This is a genomic window from Thermotoga sp. 38H-to, from assembly GCF_011057665.1.
GTDB lineage: Bacteria > Thermotogota > Thermotogae > Thermotogales > Thermotogaceae > Thermotoga.
Genome location: NZ_LNFZ01000001.1, coordinates 58,088 through 73,728 on the forward strand (window position 1 = coordinate 58,088; position 15,641 = coordinate 73,728).

The 15,641-nt window shown below is 47.6% G+C and carries 15 protein-coding genes; 12 read left to right on the forward strand and 3 right to left on the reverse strand.

Annotation, left to right across the window (positions count from 1 at the left end):
- Positions 1-10: 10 nt before the first annotated feature.
- Positions 11-1,246 (reverse strand): PLP-dependent aminotransferase family protein, encoded by a 1,236-nt coding sequence (locus tag AS158_RS00325; RefSeq protein ID WP_012311265.1) that lies wholly within the window; start codon positions 1,244-1,246, stop codon positions 11-13.
- A 159-nt stretch (positions 1,247-1,405) separates the two neighbouring features.
- On the opposite strand from AS158_RS00325, the gene AS158_RS00330 reads away from it, so the two are divergent.
- The 12 genes from AS158_RS00330 to AS158_RS00385 all read left to right on the forward strand — a co-directional run bounded on the left by AS158_RS00330 (position 1,406) and on the right by AS158_RS00385 (position 13,050).
- Positions 1,406-2,323: a MoxR family ATPase gene (locus AS158_RS00330; protein ID WP_008195629.1), complete on the forward strand. Its 918-nt coding sequence runs from the start codon at positions 1,406-1,408 to the stop codon at positions 2,321-2,323.
- Positions 2,320-3,558, forward strand: coding sequence for a DUF58 domain-containing protein (locus AS158_RS00335; protein WP_165304289.1), 1,239 nt, complete (start codon positions 2,320-2,322; stop codon positions 3,556-3,558). Before AS158_RS00330 ends, AS158_RS00335 begins: the two co-directional genes overlap by 4 nt.
- Complete coding sequence (locus AS158_RS00340) at positions 3,548-4,804, forward strand: hypothetical protein (RefSeq protein ID WP_165304290.1); 1,257 nt, start codon at positions 3,548-3,550, stop codon at positions 4,802-4,804. The genes AS158_RS00335 and AS158_RS00340 overlap by 11 nt, the downstream gene beginning before the upstream one ends.
- Positions 4,805-4,887: 83 nt before the next feature.
- Positions 4,888-6,000 carry an ABC transporter substrate-binding protein gene (locus AS158_RS00345; RefSeq protein ID WP_165304291.1) on the forward strand — a complete coding sequence of 371 codons (1,113 nt, stop codon included), beginning with the start codon at positions 4,888-4,890 and terminating at the stop codon, positions 5,998-6,000.
- Positions 6,001-6,078: 78 nt separating this feature from the next.
- Positions 6,079-6,978, forward strand: coding sequence for a branched-chain amino acid ABC transporter permease (locus AS158_RS00350; protein ID WP_004080271.1), 900 nt, complete (start codon positions 6,079-6,081; stop codon positions 6,976-6,978).
- Positions 6,978-8,054 (forward strand): branched-chain amino acid ABC transporter permease, encoded by a 1,077-nt coding sequence (locus AS158_RS00355; RefSeq protein ID WP_004080270.1) that lies wholly within the window; start codon positions 6,978-6,980, stop codon positions 8,052-8,054. The genes AS158_RS00350 and AS158_RS00355 overlap by 1 nt, the downstream gene beginning before the upstream one ends.
- Positions 8,051-8,905: an ABC transporter ATP-binding protein gene (locus AS158_RS00360; RefSeq protein ID WP_008195616.1), complete on the forward strand. Its 855-nt coding sequence runs from the start codon at positions 8,051-8,053 to the stop codon at positions 8,903-8,905. The genes AS158_RS00355 and AS158_RS00360 overlap by 4 nt, the downstream gene beginning before the upstream one ends.
- Positions 8,898-9,617 (forward strand): ABC transporter ATP-binding protein, encoded by a 720-nt coding sequence (locus tag AS158_RS00365; RefSeq protein WP_004080267.1) that lies wholly within the window; start codon positions 8,898-8,900, stop codon positions 9,615-9,617. The genes AS158_RS00360 and AS158_RS00365 overlap by 8 nt, the downstream gene beginning before the upstream one ends.
- 12 nt (positions 9,618-9,629) lie before the next feature.
- Positions 9,630-10,277, forward strand: coding sequence for a CBS and ACT domain-containing protein (locus AS158_RS00370; RefSeq protein WP_008195614.1), 648 nt, complete (start codon positions 9,630-9,632; stop codon positions 10,275-10,277).
- Positions 10,278-10,365: 88 nt separating this feature from the next.
- Positions 10,366-11,016, forward strand: coding sequence for a cytochrome c biogenesis CcdA family protein (locus AS158_RS00375; protein ID WP_165304292.1), 651 nt, complete (start codon positions 10,366-10,368; stop codon positions 11,014-11,016).
- A gap of 15 nt (positions 11,017-11,031) precedes the next feature.
- Positions 11,032-11,691, forward strand: coding sequence for a thioredoxin fold domain-containing protein (locus tag AS158_RS00380; protein ID WP_011944018.1), 660 nt, complete (start codon positions 11,032-11,034; stop codon positions 11,689-11,691).
- A 159-nt stretch (positions 11,692-11,850) separates the two neighbouring features.
- Positions 11,851-13,050, forward strand: a complete 1,200-nt coding sequence (locus AS158_RS00385) for an NADP-dependent isocitrate dehydrogenase (protein WP_165304293.1) — start codon at positions 11,851-11,853, stop codon at positions 13,048-13,050.
- A gap of 20 nt (positions 13,051-13,070) precedes the next feature.
- Here AS158_RS00385 and AS158_RS00390 read toward each other — a convergent pair whose 3' ends face one another.
- Both AS158_RS00390 and AS158_RS00395 read right to left on the reverse strand, forming a co-directional pair.
- Positions 13,071-14,078 carry an ABC transporter permease gene (locus AS158_RS00390; RefSeq protein ID WP_004080232.1) on the reverse strand — a complete coding sequence of 336 codons (1,008 nt, stop codon included), beginning with the start codon at positions 14,076-14,078 and terminating at the stop codon, positions 13,071-13,073.
- 42 nt (positions 14,079-14,120) lie between these two features.
- Positions 14,121-15,626 (reverse strand): ABC transporter substrate-binding protein, encoded by a 1,506-nt coding sequence (locus tag AS158_RS00395; protein WP_004080231.1) that lies wholly within the window; start codon positions 15,624-15,626, stop codon positions 14,121-14,123.
- Positions 15,627-15,641 lie beyond the last annotated feature (15 nt).

Genomic DNA, 15,641 nt, shown 5'->3' on the forward strand with positions numbered 1-15,641 from the left:
CTATCACTCCTCACAGAAGACCTTTTTCCTTGCCGTACTCGAGGACAACTTCCTTGAGCCTTTTGATCCCTTCAACGATCTTTTCATCTGGCGGCAGACAGAAGGAAAGCCTCATAGAGGGACTCGGCTCGTCGTATACTTTGAAAACCATTCCAGGAACGTAAAACACCTTCTTTCTCTTCGCGTACTCGAACATCTCCCAGGTGTCGAAACCCTCGGGAAGGGTGAGCCAGATGAAGAGACCACCTTCCGATTTCACCCATTTCACGCCTGGTATGTCGGAGAAGTACTCTTCAAGAGCGTTGAGCATCACCGTTCTCTTTCTTCTGTAGAGTTCGATGGTGGGTTCCAACTGCTCGAGAAGATCGTACCTCTCCAAATAACGGGCAGCGAGACGATGAGTGATAGCGGGACTGCACAGATCCGCAGACTGCTTTGCCTGAACGATCTTTCTGATGAACTCCTTGCTTCCCGCCACCATCCCTATTCTGAGACCCGGTGCCAAGACTTTGCTGAACGTGTTGAGAAGAACCACCCTTTCTGGTCCACCTATCTTGAAGATGGGATCCACAGTTTCTCCTTCGTACCTCAAAGCACCGTAGGGATCGTCTTCTACTATGAAGAGGTCGTACTTTTCTGCGATTTCGACGAGCGCTTTTCTCTTCTCCAGAGAAGTCGTGACTCCCGCTGGGTTGTGGAAGTTCGAAACAACGTAGATGAACTTCACCTGTTTTATTTTTCCATTTTTGTCGAATTCGGAAAGCTTTCTTTCCAGAACATTGAGATCCATTCCGTCGTCTTCGAGCGGGACCACCACGAAGTTCGCAAGGTACTGTCTGAACGCGTTTATGGCTCCGAGGTATGCGGGATCATCGAGGACGCAGTAACTCTCATCGTCGAGGAAGAGTTTTCCAATTAGATCCAGTGCCTGCTGGGATCCAACGGTGAATACCAGATTGTCTTCGTCGAGTCCTGTGATACCGTACATCTTCTCCAGAAGTTTCAAAATTTGCTGTTTAAGAACGGGATCGCCTTCCGTTGTGGAGTACTGAAGGGTGTAATGGTACTCTTTCTCTATGATTTCCTTTGCGATTTCTGCAAGTTCTTTCCTCGGAAAAGTCTCAGGATCGGGCACTCCCCCTCCGAAAGAAATGGCATCTTTGTCCGCAGCAAATTTGAGAATTTCCCTGATGATGGAGGATTTCATGTTTCGGCCTATCTTTGAGATCTTGTCTTCTAGATTCACAACAACACCTCCTGGGGTATTTTTTCTTCTGAAGAATTATACACCAGTACTGGTGAAATTTCTGCATTAAAATTCAACGTGTATTCTAAAAATTGAGAATTTGATAGAAAAACTGGTATACTTTGAAGTATGCAAACACTATTCTGGAGGGATCCTGGGTTGATAGAGCGGGTGATAAACAACATCGAAAAGGTGATAAAAGGAAAGAGAGAAGCCATCGAAGTTGTTGTCGCAGCGCTTCTTGCAAAAGGGCACGTTCTCATGGAAGATGTGCCAGGAGTTGGAAAGACGATGCTTGCAAGAGCCCTTGCGCTATCCCTTGGAGTGGATTTCAGACGGGTTCAGTTCACACCGGACCTCCTTCCGACAGATCTTACCGGTCTGTACATATACGATAGAAAGAAAGAAGACTTTGTCTTTAAAAAGGGGCCCGTGTTCACCGATGTTCTCCTCGCGGACGAGATAAACAGGGCAACACCGAGAACACAATCTGCGCTCCTTGAGGCGATGGCAGAAGGTCAAGTGACCGTGGATGGAGTCACACACAGGCTTTCTGAGAGATTCTTCGTGATCGCCACGCAAAACCCAATCGAGTACGAAGGGACCTTCCCTCTCCCGGAAGCTCAGCTCGACCGTTTCATGATCTGTGTGAAGATGGGGTATCCCGATGAGGAAGCAGAGATTCAGATGCTCACATCCCAGGAAAAAGAGCATCCCATAAGCCAGCTGGAACCGGTCATGAACCCTGATGAGCTTTCAGAACTTCAAAAAAAGGTGAGGAATGTTTTTGTGAGCGACGAAGTGAAGAAATACATCGTCGATATAGCCAGTGCCACAAGAAATCACCCATCGCTTCTTTTGGGCATGAGCCCCCGTGGAAGTATAGCCCTCATGCACTTCTCCATGGCTCTCGCTTTTATGGGTGGGAGAGATTTTGTCCTTCCAGACGACGTGAAAAGAGCCGCTGTGTACGTGATACCCCACAGAGTGATCCAATCCGCAGAGTCCAAACTCAAAAGGGAGAAAAAGGAGGATATAGTGAGAGAAATTCTCGACCGTGTGAAGGTGGTCAAATGAGGGTAAGAAAGAAACCACTTGTGATTCTCACAATCTTTTCCGTCGCAGTATGGATCCTCACACAGAACAACATTTTTCTTCTGATGGTTTTCTTTACCGCAACGAGGTGGCTGGATCTTCTCTTGACTCTGAAGGCCATTCCAAAAATAAAGATAGAAAGGCATATCACAAAAACCAGACTCTTCGTGGATGAAAAGGCAGAGATGATCTACAAGATCAGATATTCTGGTCATTTGCGGATTTCGATGAAACTCAACCCGAGTTTTTCTCCCGTCAGATTTTTCAAAAAAGACACCGAAGAAGTTTCTCTGACACCATCTTCTTCAGAAAAGCTGGTGTTCATTTTCTCGTTTGGAACACGTGGAAGAAAGATCCTGAAGGGATTTTCTATAAAAATCGAGGACACGTTCGCAACTTTTTCTGTGGAAAAGGAGTTCAACGCAGAGGACGAGGTGATCGTTTTTCCCGAGTACGTGCCGATCGAATTCTACAAAGAGGCCCTGAAAGAGCTCCTGCCGGGTAGAAAAAGCCCCCAGAGACTTCTCGAGGACAACACGATGCTGAAGGGACTCAGAGATTACAACGGAGAACCGATGAACAGAATACACTGGAAAGCCTCCGCGAGATATGGAAGGTTGCTCGTGAAAGAGCACGACCACACTGCACTGGGAAGGGTGAAGATTTTTCTCGATCTGAACCTTCCAAAAGGTGTCCAGCTGGGAGAAGTCTGGAAAGAACTGAGGAGGTACTACGAAGAGGAAGCGGTGCGGTTCGTGGCGAGCGTGGTGAAAGACCTGAAAGAACGTCACACACCAGTGGAATTAACGGTCATAGGTGAAGAAATCTGGAAGAATCACGATCGAGACTGGGTGATGGATTTTGAACTGCTCGCCACCGTGAGAGGAACGGACAATCCTCGTTTCGATACGAAGAGTGTCCTGGAGACGGTCGTATTTGATCCTTCGGATACTGTTCTCCTTTTCTGCGTACACCTGACGGAGCAGGAGCTTCCCTTACTTCTCAGAGTGAGGTCTCAGGTTTCAAAATTGATCGTATTTGTCATACCATACGGTTTACGCGATCCAAACACGAAGCCTTTCAGGAGCTATCTCCTCATGAGGAAGGATCTCCTCGATCTTCTGGAAAAGGTGAAGCTGCTCGAAGAGAACCACGTGATCGTGAGGGGAGTGCGGGAGAACATGACCGTTCAGGAGGTTGTAGAAAGTGTTCCATGATGTGTTGTTTGGTAGCGCTTTACTTCTGGTTCTGATGAAAGATATCAACCTCTACTCTCTGTTGCTCCTTTCAGGCTCAGCGGTAACGGCGATACTAAAGAGAATCTCCAGAGCCTACCTGATCGTTCTTCCGGTCTCAGGGATCCTCCTCTGGATACTTTCGAAAGAAAAAGACCTGGTTTTCGCATCTCTCATAATTACTTTCTTCCTTGTGTTTTCAGATTTCGAAAATGAAAGGTCAAAAGTGTATTCGCTGGCCTTCTTTTTCGTGCTTTCGTTGATATTTGAGAAAAATCCATCTTCATTCCTTTTTGTCTCCGGAGCTATGGCCCTCTTTTTCCTTCATGAGAAGAAGTTCCTCTACGCTTCTTTGGTTCCACTTCTGGCTTTTGTTCCAGAATTCAGACTTCCATTCCTTCTTCCAGAAACGCATCAGCCAGAAAGTGGTGAATCGGTCCAACAGATGGTGAAAAACGTTGTGGTCGTGATAGAAAAATTCACCCAGAGTGGTAGTCTTGCTATGAAGCTTCTCTGGGAAGTCATTTTCTGGGTCGCTGTGGCAGGTGTGGTGCTACTCGTTGTTGTTTTCTTCAAAGAGTTTCGAATGAATTTAAAGGTGTCACATTATGTCCTTGCTGCTCTCGGTGTTTTTGTGGTCAGCTTTTATCTGTTCGTATTGTTCGTGAACACGGTGGTTCGGAACGTGAACCTCGACGTAGGAATTCCAGAACTCACACCAGTAGGTCAGATGCTTTCGTCCACACCTTCCGCTTCTGTGACCGTCGTTGAAATTGAAAGAAATCCTTCGTGGAATTCGGTAAGATGGATTTTAACCGCTGTTTCTCTTTTCGTGGTGGTATTGTTCTTCCACACCACTTTGAAGCTCTTCCTTAGAACGTTGAAAACGTCGAGCGAAGAAATTGAAACGGAAGAATCGAGAGAGGAAGAAAAAGAAGATGTTGAAGAAAAGGAACATCACACCGAACGAAGAGTAATACACACGTTAGAAGACGCGTACCTCTTCCTGAGGTGGAAATATTTTCCAGGAAAGGAACATCTCACTCCGTACGAGTTGATATCCGGGAAAAAGTTTCGACACTTTAGAGATTTGACCGAGCTGTACGTCGAAAGTAAATATGCAGGAAAAGGAATAAAACTGCCTGAGAAAGAAATAGCAAAGATTTTCTCGGAATCAGAGAAAGAACTGAAAAAGACAAACATTAACCTCCAGAAAAATCTGCATTAAGATTCAAAAGGATTTCTTGACCGTTTCGTGGTGAGCCTGTAAAATACTTATAAAAATCATTCTCATGAGGGGAGGGAAGAGATATGAGGAAGGTACTGGTAACCGTTCTTCTTGTATTGACAGTTTTGAGTCTTTTCTCCGCTGTTAAGATCGCTGTGATTCTTCCAATGACGGGTGGCATTTCCGCTTTTGGAAGGATGGTGTGGGAAGGTATTCAGATCGCTCACGAAGAGAAACCTACGGTTCTGGGAGAAGAGGTAGAACTCGTTCTCCTTGACACCAGAAGTGAGAAAACAGAAGCAGCGAACGCAGCAGCAAGAGCCATTGACAAAGAAAAGGTCCTCGCAATAATCGGTGAAGTGGCCAGTGCACATTCTCTCGCCATAGCACCTATTGCAGAAGAGAACAAAGTTCCTATGGTGACTCCTGCCTCCACGAATCCACTCGTAACACAGGGAAGAAAGTTCGTCTCCAGGGTTTGTTTCATCGACCCGTTCCAGGGAGCAGCCATGGCAGTATTCGCTTACAAAAATCTGGGTGCAAAAAGAGTGGTTGTGTTCACAGATGTCGAGCAGGACTACAGTGTCGGACTCTCTAATTTCTTCATAAACAAGTTCACTGAACTCGGAGGACAGGTGAAGAGGGTGTTCTTCAGAAGTGGTGATCAGGACTTTTCCGCACAGCTTTCCGTTGCGATGTCGTTCAATCCGGATGCAATCTACATAACAGGGTACTACCCGGAGATCGCCCTCATTTCCAGACAAGCAAGACAGCTTGGATTCACCGGTTACATTCTGGCAGGTGACGGTGCAGACGCACCGGAACTCATAGAGATCGGTGGAGAAGCAGTGGAAGGCCTTCTCTTCACCACACACTACCATCCGAAGGCAGCCAGCAACCCTGTTGCAAAGAAATTCGTTGAAGTGTACAAGGAGAAATACGGAAAAGAACCAGCTGCGCTCAACGCTCTCGGATACGACGCTTACATGGTGCTTCTTGACGCGATCGAAAGGGCAGGAAGCTTTGACAGGGAAAAGATCGCTGAAGAGATCAGAAAAACGAGAAACTTCAACGGTGCCAGCGGTATCATAAACATCGACGAGAACGGAGACGCTATCAAATCCGTCGTTGTAAACGTTGTGAAGAACGGTTCCGTTGACTTTGAGGCTGTCATCAATCCTGATGACCTCAAGTAAAAACTTCCATTGAAACAAGCAAAAGCGAGGCCCCTCAGGGGCTTCGCTTTCTTTGATTGAAGAAAGGAAGGTGAAAGAGTGGTATTCTTTCTCCAGAATCTCTTCAACGGAATCATGCTCGGAGGTTTGTACGCGCTCATAGCGATTGGTTACACCATGGTTTATGGTATTCTGAGGCTCATCAATTTCGCCCATGGCGATGTTATGATGATGGGTGTCTACTTCGCCTTCTACGCTGCTACTCTTCTTTCTCTGAATCCACTTTTTTCTGCCATCGTAGCGATCCTCGGAGCAGCGCTATTGGGTTTTCTCATAGACAGAGTTGCTTACAAACCTCTGAGAAACGCTCCCAGGATTTCCGCTCTTATCACCGCTATCGGAGTTTCTTTCTTCCTTGAGAGTCTCGCTGTGGTCGTTTTTGGAGCCATTCCCAAGTCTTTTCTGAAGGTCTTCAAGGACAGGACCATACTGAACAAAGTGCTGACTGTAGCGGGAGCCAGAATACCACTCCTCACGTTCCTCGTGATCTTCATCACCGCTGTCATTCTGATAGTCCTGTTCTTCATCGTTTATAGAACGAAGATCGGTATGGCTATGAGAGCGATTTCCATGGATATTCCAACGACTGCCCTCATGGGTGTCAACGTGGACGCCGTCATCGGTTTCACGTTTGCCCTCGGTTCGGCACTCGCTGCTGCGAGTGGGATCATGTGGGCAATGAGATTTCCGAACGTACATCCTTACATGGGTTTCATGCCAGGTCTCAAGGCTTTCATTGCGGCGGTGTTTGGAGGAATAGGTTCGATCCCCGGAGCTGTTCTCGGTGGCGTTCTTCTCGGTCTCATTGAGATATTCCTCGCAGCTTATTTCCCAGCTGTTATGGGTTACCGGGATGCGTTCGCTTTCATCATCCTGATCATCATACTGCTCGTGAAACCTTCTGGACTTCTCGGTAAAAAAATCGTGGAAAAGGTGTGATGAAGATGGAGAAGAAACTATCTGCACGAACGAACTTCATTCTCACGGTTGTTTTCCTGATCTTCATGGCCCTTCTTCTCTATCTGGCCGATAGATACATGGACAGCTACAAGCTGAGAGTAGTGAGGCTCATCGCCATATACGGTATCATGGCGGTGAGTTTGAACCTGATAAACGGTATCACGGGTATCTTTTCTCTTGGACACGCCGGTTTCATCTTGATAGGTGCTTATACGGCGTCTCTTCTCACACTTTCACCAGAGCAGAAAGCGATGTCTTTTATAATAGAGCCGATCGTTCCCTGGCTTGCGAACGCGCACACCGACTTCTTCACCGCCACAGTGGCAGGCGGTGTTCTGGCAGCCGTCTTCGCTTTTCTCATAGGGTGGCCGGTTTTGAGGCTTTCCGGTGATTACCTCGCGATAGCGTCCCTTGGGTTCGCAGAGGTGATAAGGATCATCGCTCTCAACGCCATCAGCATCACAAACGGCCCTCTCGGTCTCAAGGGAATTCCGGAATACTCAAACATCTGGTGGTGTTACGGCTGGCTATTCGTAACGGTTCTGTTCATGGCAAGCCTTGTGAACAGTAGCTACGGAAGAGCTTTGAAGGCCATCAGAGAAGACCGCATAGCAGCCGAAGCCATGGGAATAAATGTTTTTAAACATCAGCTTCTTTCTTTCGTCATAGGAGCCTTCTTTGCGGGTGTTTCTGGTTCGCTCTACGCGCACTGGCTCACCACGATAGATCCCAGAACGACCACACTCGGTCCCATGCTCACCTTCTACGTTCTCATCATGATAGTTCTGGGTGGGCTCGGCAGTATTTCCGGTTCGCTCATAGGAGCCGCTCTCTTCGCTATACTCTTCGAGTGGCTCAGGGATCTGGAAGAGCCTTTCACGTTCTTCGGCATACACGTTCCCGGTATAAAGGGAATGAGGATCCTCGTGATATCCGCTATTTTCATCCTTGTGATGATCTTCTGGCAGAGGGGTATCATGGGAAGGGAAGAACTCACCTGGAACAATCTTTACAGATGGCTCTTTGCTCGTCGCAGGGGTGGTGAAGAGAAATGACGGTCACGGATCTTTCCAAGAAACCTCTCCTCCTTCTGGATCATGTGACGATGCAGTTCGGTGGACTCGTAGCTGTGGACGATTTCACGAACGAAATCAGAGAGGGAGAACTCGTCGGTCTCATAGGACCAAACGGTGCGGGAAAGACAACCGTATTCAACGTGATAACGGGTATATACACCCCTACGAAGGGAAGAATCGTGTTCGACGATATAGATATCACAGGGTTGAGACCGTACCAGATCACACACCTTGGAATCGCAAGGACTTTCCAGAACATCAGGCTCTTTTCTGACATGACCGTCCTCGAAAATGTTCTTGTGGCTCAGCACCACGTTCTCTCCAATCCCGATGCAGACAGAATTCTTGTGAAGCACGGAAAACCGAGAAAGGGCCACGGACGTTTCTGGTTCTGGAGGGCTGTCACGAAAATCGGATACTTGAAGAAAGAAAAAGAAATGGTGGAAAAGGCCAAAGACCTCATCAAAAGGGTGGGACTCGAAAAGGTGATGTACGAGAAGGCTTCCTCGCTTCCGTATGGAGAGCAGAGAAAGCTGGAGATAGCCAGAGCCCTCGCAACGGAACCGAAACTGATCTTGCTGGACGAACCCGCCGCAGGTATGAACCCGAAGGAAACAGAGGACCTCATGGAGTTCATAAAACAGATCAGAAAGGACTTCAACCTGACGGTGCTTCTCATAGAGCACGATATGAGAGTGGTCATGGGAATTTGTGAGAGAATCATAGTGATGGACTACGGCAGAATCATAGCGGAGGGAACGCCGAAGGAGATTCAGAACGATCCACGTGTGATAGAGGCGTACCTCGGAAGGGAGTGGGAGAGTGTCTGACATCGTCCTTGAAGTCCAGTCTCTCCACGTTTACTACGGTGCGATCCACGCCATCAAGGGAATAGACCTGAAAGTCCCGAGAGGTCAGATCGTAACGCTGATCGGAGCAAACGGTGCGGGAAAAACCACAACACTCTCCGCGATAGCAGGACTCGTGAGAGCGCAGAAGGGAAAGATCATCTTCAACGGCCAGGACATAACAAACAAGCCAGCTCACGTGATAAACAGAATGGGAATAGCTCTGGTTCCCGAAGGAAGGAGAATCTTTCCGGAACTCACCGTCTATGAGAATCTCATGATGGGAGCGTACAACCGGAAGGACAAAGAAGGAATAAAACGTGACCTGGAATGGATCTTCTCGCTTTTCCCGAGGTTGAAAGAGAGACTAAAACAGCTGGGAGGTACTCTTTCCGGTGGAGAACAGCAGATGCTTGCAATCGGAAGAGCTCTGATGAGCAGACCAAAGCTTCTGATGATGGACGAACCTTCTCTGGGGCTTGCTCCCATCCTGGTCTCCGAAGTTTTCGAGGTCATCCAGAAGATCAACCAGGAGGGAACCACCATTCTCCTGGTAGAACAGAACGCCCTCGGTGCTTTGAAGGTTGCCCACTACGGTTACGTCCTCGAGACTGGACAGATCGTTCTCGAGGGAAAAGCCAGCGAACTTCTGGACAACGAAATGGTCAGAAAGGCCTATCTCGGTGTTGCATAAAGGGGGGAAAACATGCTTGTCAAGGACTTCATGACGAGAAATCCCATCACTATCGCTCCAGAGACCTCTTTTTCTGAGGCCCTCAAACTCATGAAACAGAACAAAATCAAACGCCTCATAGTGATGAAGAATGAAAAGATCGTCGGTATCGTAACAGAAAAAGACCTTCTCTACGCATCTCCCTCCAAAGCCACGACACTCAACATCTGGGAACTCCACTACCTTCTTTCCAAGCTCAAAATCGAGGAGATCATGACAAAAGATGTCGTCACAGTGAACGAAAACACACCGATAGAAGATGCGGCAAGGATAATGGAGGAGAAAGATATAAGTGGGCTCCCCGTAGTTGACGATGCGGGACATCTTGTTGGAATCATTACACAGACTGATATCTTCAAAGTCTTCGTGGAGATATTCGGAACCAAGAGGGAAGGAACCATAAGGTACACGATGGAAATGCCAGACAAACCGGGTGAACTTCTCGAAGTGGCAAAGAGAATCTACGAAGCAGGCGGGAACATCATCTCCATCGCAACACTTTTCGAAGAAGGGAAGGATTCTTACCTTGCCACACTCAGGGTGGAAAACATCGACCATGAAAAGTTCGTGAAATCCCTCGATGAAATCGATGTGAAGCTTCTGTATTACCATTCAAACTGAATCGTTAGCCCCCTCGCTGTGAGGGGGTGTTTCTGTGTTATAATTATTTTGGACTTTTTCAGTAGAAAAAATGAAGAGGAGAGAGAACATGAGTTTCGCCGTTGCGGAAGTGAGTTACTGGATGGCTCTTGGATACGGCCTCCTCGCATTTTTCAGCCCATGTGTTCTGCCCCTGATCCCCGCTTTTCTTGGCGTGCTCTTTGCCTCGAAAGGAGATTTCCTGAAGGTCATAGGTTTTTTCGTGGGAATATCTTCTCTCTTTTCAGTCATAGGAGTCCTTTTTGGACTGTTTGGAAATTTCATTCCTACTTACATACTCACATGGATTTCCGGGCTTGCTCTCGTAGTCTTTGGATTGTTTTACCTGTTCGATGTTGAACTTGTGAAGATGAAAAAGAATCCCAACGTGTGGCGCTACAAAGGGGAAGGATTCCTGAACGGTTTCTTACTCGGTGGTAGTGTGGGACTCGTGTGGATTCCCTGCTCGAGTCCTATACTGGGAAGTATCCTCGCGATAGTGGCGAGTGGAAGAGAACCGGTGAAGGGGGGAGTTCTCCTTTTCCTCTACTCTCTGGGTATTTCGATTCCGTTCATACTGATGGGAGGATTCGTCAACAGACTTTTGAACCGCGTCAGTTTCAAAAAACCTGTGTGGATGAACGTTCTCAAAGTAGTGGGTTCTCTCTCACTCGTTCTCGTTGGAGTGCTCATTCTCACGGGAAGGTTCATCACATACTGATGGGAGGATGGTACTGTGAAAAGGTTCTTAATCATCGCGATTTTGGCTTTGAGTGTGATCTCACTGGCCCTCACTTTAGATGATGCCTACAGACTCGCAAACATCACCCAGAGAAAGCTGATCATGATGTTCTCGAGTCCAACCTGTTACTACTGTAATCTGTTCAAGAAAGAAGTATTCCCGAAAGAAGATTTCCAGGAAATTCTGATTCCAAACTTCGTCTTCGTTGAGCTGTACGCCACAGATGAAAAAACCACACTCTTTGCGAAGGAAGTTCTGGGAGAGGAATCGGTTAGCTACAGGGATCTCTTCGCTGGATTTGGTGTGAGAGGAACGCCTACGTTTTTCTTTTTCAAGGGAAAAGAAGGTCTGGGATACCTTCCTGGCTACGTGGACAAAGACAACTTCATAAAGATTCTGAAATACGTCGCTCAGGAGTTGAAAGAAGACTTCCAGACCTACCTGAAGAAAGACGATCCGTTCGTGGGTGAGCCGTTGATCATCGAAATTTCCAAAGAAGACGCAGATTTCGTTCTGAAAAAAGATAAAAACGCTGTGAAAGTGGATACCGTACCGAACGAAGTGAGAAGAGACAGGATATACGTGACGGATTCGCCAGATGTTGCAAAGACCCTTCAGGAAAAAGGCGCTCTCCGTGTTCTGCTCGTTAAATGAAAGAGGGTGCTTCCGCACCCTTTTACTTTTTGCAACGATTTCCTCTTGAGTCAAATTTCACGAAAGCGTTAAATGAAACGATGAAACTCCACATCTGAAGTCCAAAAAAGGATGGTATCATTAATAATAGCAACGATCACAGAAAAGGAGGTACGAAGAGTGGAGAAGATCAAGGTTAAAAACCCCATTGTCGAACTCGACGGTGACGAGATGGCACGCGTGATGTGGAAGATGATCAAAGAAAAACTCATCCTTCCCTATCTCGACATCCAGCTGGTTTACTTCGATCTCGGAATAGAGAAGAGAGATGAAACAGACGATCAGATCACGATCGAAGCGGCAAAGGCTATCAAAAAGTACGGTGTCGGCGTCAAGTGTGCAACGATCACCCCGGATGCGGAGAGGGTAAAGGAGTACAATCTGAAGAAAGCCTGGAAGAGTCCAAATGCCACCATCAGAGCGTATCTCGATGGAACGGTTTTCAGAAAGCCCATCATGGTGAAGAACGTGCCACCGCTTGTGAAGCGCTGGAAAAAACCGATCATCATAGGAAGACACGCCTACGGTGACATATACAACGCTGTGGAAGCAAAAGTAGAAGGCCCAGCAGAAGTGGAACTTGTGGTGAGAAACAAAGAAAACAAAACACTCCTCGTACACAAATTCGAAGGAAACGGTGTTGTCATGGCAATGCACAACCTGGAGAAATCGATCAGAAGCTTCGCTCAGTCGTGTATAAACTACGCTATCTCTGAAAAGGTCGACATCTGGTTTGCGACGAAAGACACGATCTCCAAGGTGTACCATGCGTACTTCAAAGACATATTCCAGGAAGAGGTCGACAAAAGAAAAGAAGAACTCGAAAAAGCTGGAGTGAACTACAGATACATGCTCATAGATGATGCGGCTGCGCAGATTTTGAGAAGTGAGGGCGGCATGCTCTGGGCCTGTATGAACTACGAAGGGGATATCATGTCCGATATGATCGCCTCAGGATTCGGCAGTCTCGGCCTCATGACGTCGGTTCTCGTCTCTCCCGATGGGGTCTACGAGTTCGAGGCAGCCCACGGCACGGTGAGAAGACACTACTACAGATATTTGAAGGGAGAAAAGACCTCGACGAATCCAACCGCATCGATCTTCGCGTGGACAGGTGCTATAAGGAAAAGGGGAGAACTCGACGGAACACCGGAGGTGTGTGAATTCGCAGACAAACTGGAGAAGGCTGTGATAAACACCATAGAATCCGGTGTGATCACAAAGGACCTTCAGCCTTTCACAGAACCACCGATCGACAAGTATGTCACTCTCGAAGAGTTCATAGACGAAGTGAAGAAGAATCTCGAAAAATTACTGTGAGCGGGCGTGTCCCGCTCTTTTCAATATCTCACCCTGGGATCTATCAGAGCGTTGATCACGTCGACGAGAATGCTTATCACCACCACGATCAAAGCGAAGAAAACGACCGTGCCCTGTATGGCAGGAAAGTCCCTGTACCTGATCTTCATCACAAGATAACTTCCAAGACCGGGCCATGAGAAAGTGGTTTCTGTGAGGACCGCACCTCCCAGAAGGAGTGCGAACTGCAATCCCATCATCGTGAAGATGGGTACCAGAGCGTTTTTCAGGGCGTACCTGAACAGAACCACCCTCTCCTTCAAACCGCGAGCACGAGCCGCCTTCACGAAATCCTGGGCCAGTGTTAAAACGGTGTTGTTTCTCACCATACGGACAAAGACGCTGGAGATCACAAGGCCGAGCGTGAGTCCCGGAAGTAAGAGATGTTCGAAAACGTCTTTCAGCGCTTCCCAGTTTCCTGTGAAAAGCGCATCTATCGAATAGATACCCGTTATCACTTTCAAATTCATAGTGGGTGACAATCGTCCGCCAACGGGAAGCCATCTCAAGATAACTCCGAAGATGTACTGCATCATCAAACCGAACCAGAAAACCGGAACCGCGTACATCACCATTGAAAACATCCTGGCACCTATATCAACTCCACTGTCCCTTTTGTACGCAGCGAAGCTTCCCCAGAAGATGCCTATGAGAACGGCTACGATGAAAGCGAAGAGTGTCAGCTCCAAAGTCGCGGGAAATCTCTCCTTTATTTCTTCCCAAACGGGTCTTCCCGTCAGTGTAGATTTTCCCAGGTCACCTTTGAGAAGATCTCCGATGTAATCGAAAAACTGGACGATGATAGGTTTATCGAGACCGAGTTCGTGTCTCTTTTGTTCGATGACCTCCTTCGGTGCTTTCCCTCCGAGAATAGCGAGCACCGGATCCCCGGGTATGATCCTGAGCACCAGGAATATGAGTGCCAGAAGGATGAATATCATGGGGGCAGCGAGGAGAATTCTTGTTATCACGTAGTTTTTAAGAGACATCACGGCACCTCCGAAAGCCGCCCCGGGAAGGGGCGGCGGAGTTCACTCTTCCCAGTAGAGTATGTAGTATCTGAATATCTGTGTGGGTTCAAGCAGAATTCCTTTCACCTGTTTTTTCGCTGCACAGGTTGCAACTCCCTGCCAGAGCGGTATGTAAGGAACATCCCTTGCAAGAATCTCCTGGACTTTGTAGTAGATCTCTGTTCTCTTTTCCAGATCGGTGAGTTTTCTCGCTTCTATCATCAGGTTTTCTACCTCAGGATTCGAGTAGAAGCTACCGAGGGATTTCGCACCACTCTCACTGAGGAACGGCCAGACGTAGTCATCCGGATCAAGGTAATCGGGGTACCATCCAAGGAGGAAGAGACCCATCGTTCCGTTCAGGAAGTACTCCACGTAGGTGGACCACTCCGCATACTTCAGGTTCACTTTTATGACACCGGTTTCTTCGAACGACTCTTTCAGCACCTGAGCGACATCCGCTTCTGTCGTTCCGTAGTGTGAAGGTGTGTACCACAGGTCTATCACGAGGGGATTGTTCTCATCGTAGCCAGCTTCCTTGAGGAGCGCTCTTGCCTTTTCTAGGTCTCTTTCAGGGAAAACATCCTTGTGTCCCCACATGCCTTCCGGGATCATCGAGTACAGTGGTTTTGCAAGTCCCACGAACACATCTTCAACTATGACATCTCTGTTCACCGAATAGGCGAGTGCCTGTCTCACCTTCACGTTGTCGAACGGGGGTTGTGTGACGTTGATCACCAGATATCTGATCTGTGGACTGTTACCTTTGTAAACGACGATGTCTTCTCTTCCCTCGAGATCGATAACATCTCTGGGGTCGAGATGTCTGTAAGCGACATCGATTTCTCCCGTCTCGAGTGCCAATCTGAGTGTGGAAGCGTTCTCATAGAAATTGATCACGATGGTCTTTGTCTTTGGTTTTTCACCGAAGTAGTTCGGATTCGCTTCGAGAACGATTCTCACATCTCTGATCCATTCCTTGACCCTGTATGGACCAGAAGCTGACGGGATACCTTCGTAGAAGGAATCAGCTGGATAAACCTTCGGATTCACCGGATACGCAACGGTGTAACCGAGGACGGAAACGAACGCAGAGAATGGATACTTCAGAGTTACACGGAAGGTGTAGTCGTCCACCACTTCTGTTTTTTCGACGACATCAGAGAGTAAGAATGCCGGATCTCCATTCAGTTTCATCACCCTGTCGAAAGAGTACTTGAAGACGTGTGCATCGATGGGTGTTCCATCCTCGAACTTTGCATCCTTTCTCAGATAGAACGTGTAAACCGTTCCTGTTTCATCGACTTCCCATCTCTCTGCCAGAACGGGCTTGAGAACGCTGGTTCCTATTTCGTAATCAACCAGTCCAACCATGACGTTTTGAAGGATGTTTGAAGAAAAGTAATCGTAACAGTTGGCAGGATCGAGAGTTCTGATTTTGTCCGTTGTACCCACCACGATGATGTCTTTTGCCGCGAAGGAGAGCGTTACTGTTAAGATCAGAAACAACCAGACTAACTTTTTCATACCCACTACCTCCCT

Bases quoted from the DNA above. Each gene is read 5' to 3' on its own strand.
- AS158_RS00335 (WP_165304289.1), top strand. From the start codon at position 2,320: ATGAGGGTAAGAAAGAAACCACTTGTGATTCTCACAATCTTTTCCGTC.
- AS158_RS00345 (WP_165304291.1), top strand. From the start codon at position 4,888: ATGAGGAAGGTACTGGTAACCGTTCTTCTTGTATTGACAGTTTTGAGT.
- AS158_RS00355 (WP_004080270.1), top strand. From the start codon at position 6,978: ATGAAGATGGAGAAGAAACTATCTGCACGAACGAACTTCATTCTCACG.
- AS158_RS00360 (WP_008195616.1), top strand. From the start codon at position 8,051: ATGACGGTCACGGATCTTTCCAAGAAACCTCTCCTCCTTCTGGATCAT.
- AS158_RS00370 (WP_008195614.1), top strand. From the start codon at position 9,630: ATGCTTGTCAAGGACTTCATGACGAGAAATCCCATCACTATCGCTCCA.
- AS158_RS00375 (WP_165304292.1), top strand. From the start codon at position 10,366: ATGAGTTTCGCCGTTGCGGAAGTGAGTTACTGGATGGCTCTTGGATAC.
- AS158_RS00390 (WP_004080232.1), bottom strand. From the start codon at position 14,078: ATGTCTCTTAAAAACTACGTGATAACAAGAATTCTCCTCGCTGCCCCC.
- AS158_RS00395 (WP_004080231.1), bottom strand. From the start codon at position 15,626: ATGAAAAAGTTAGTCTGGTTGTTTCTGATCTTAACAGTAACGCTCTCC.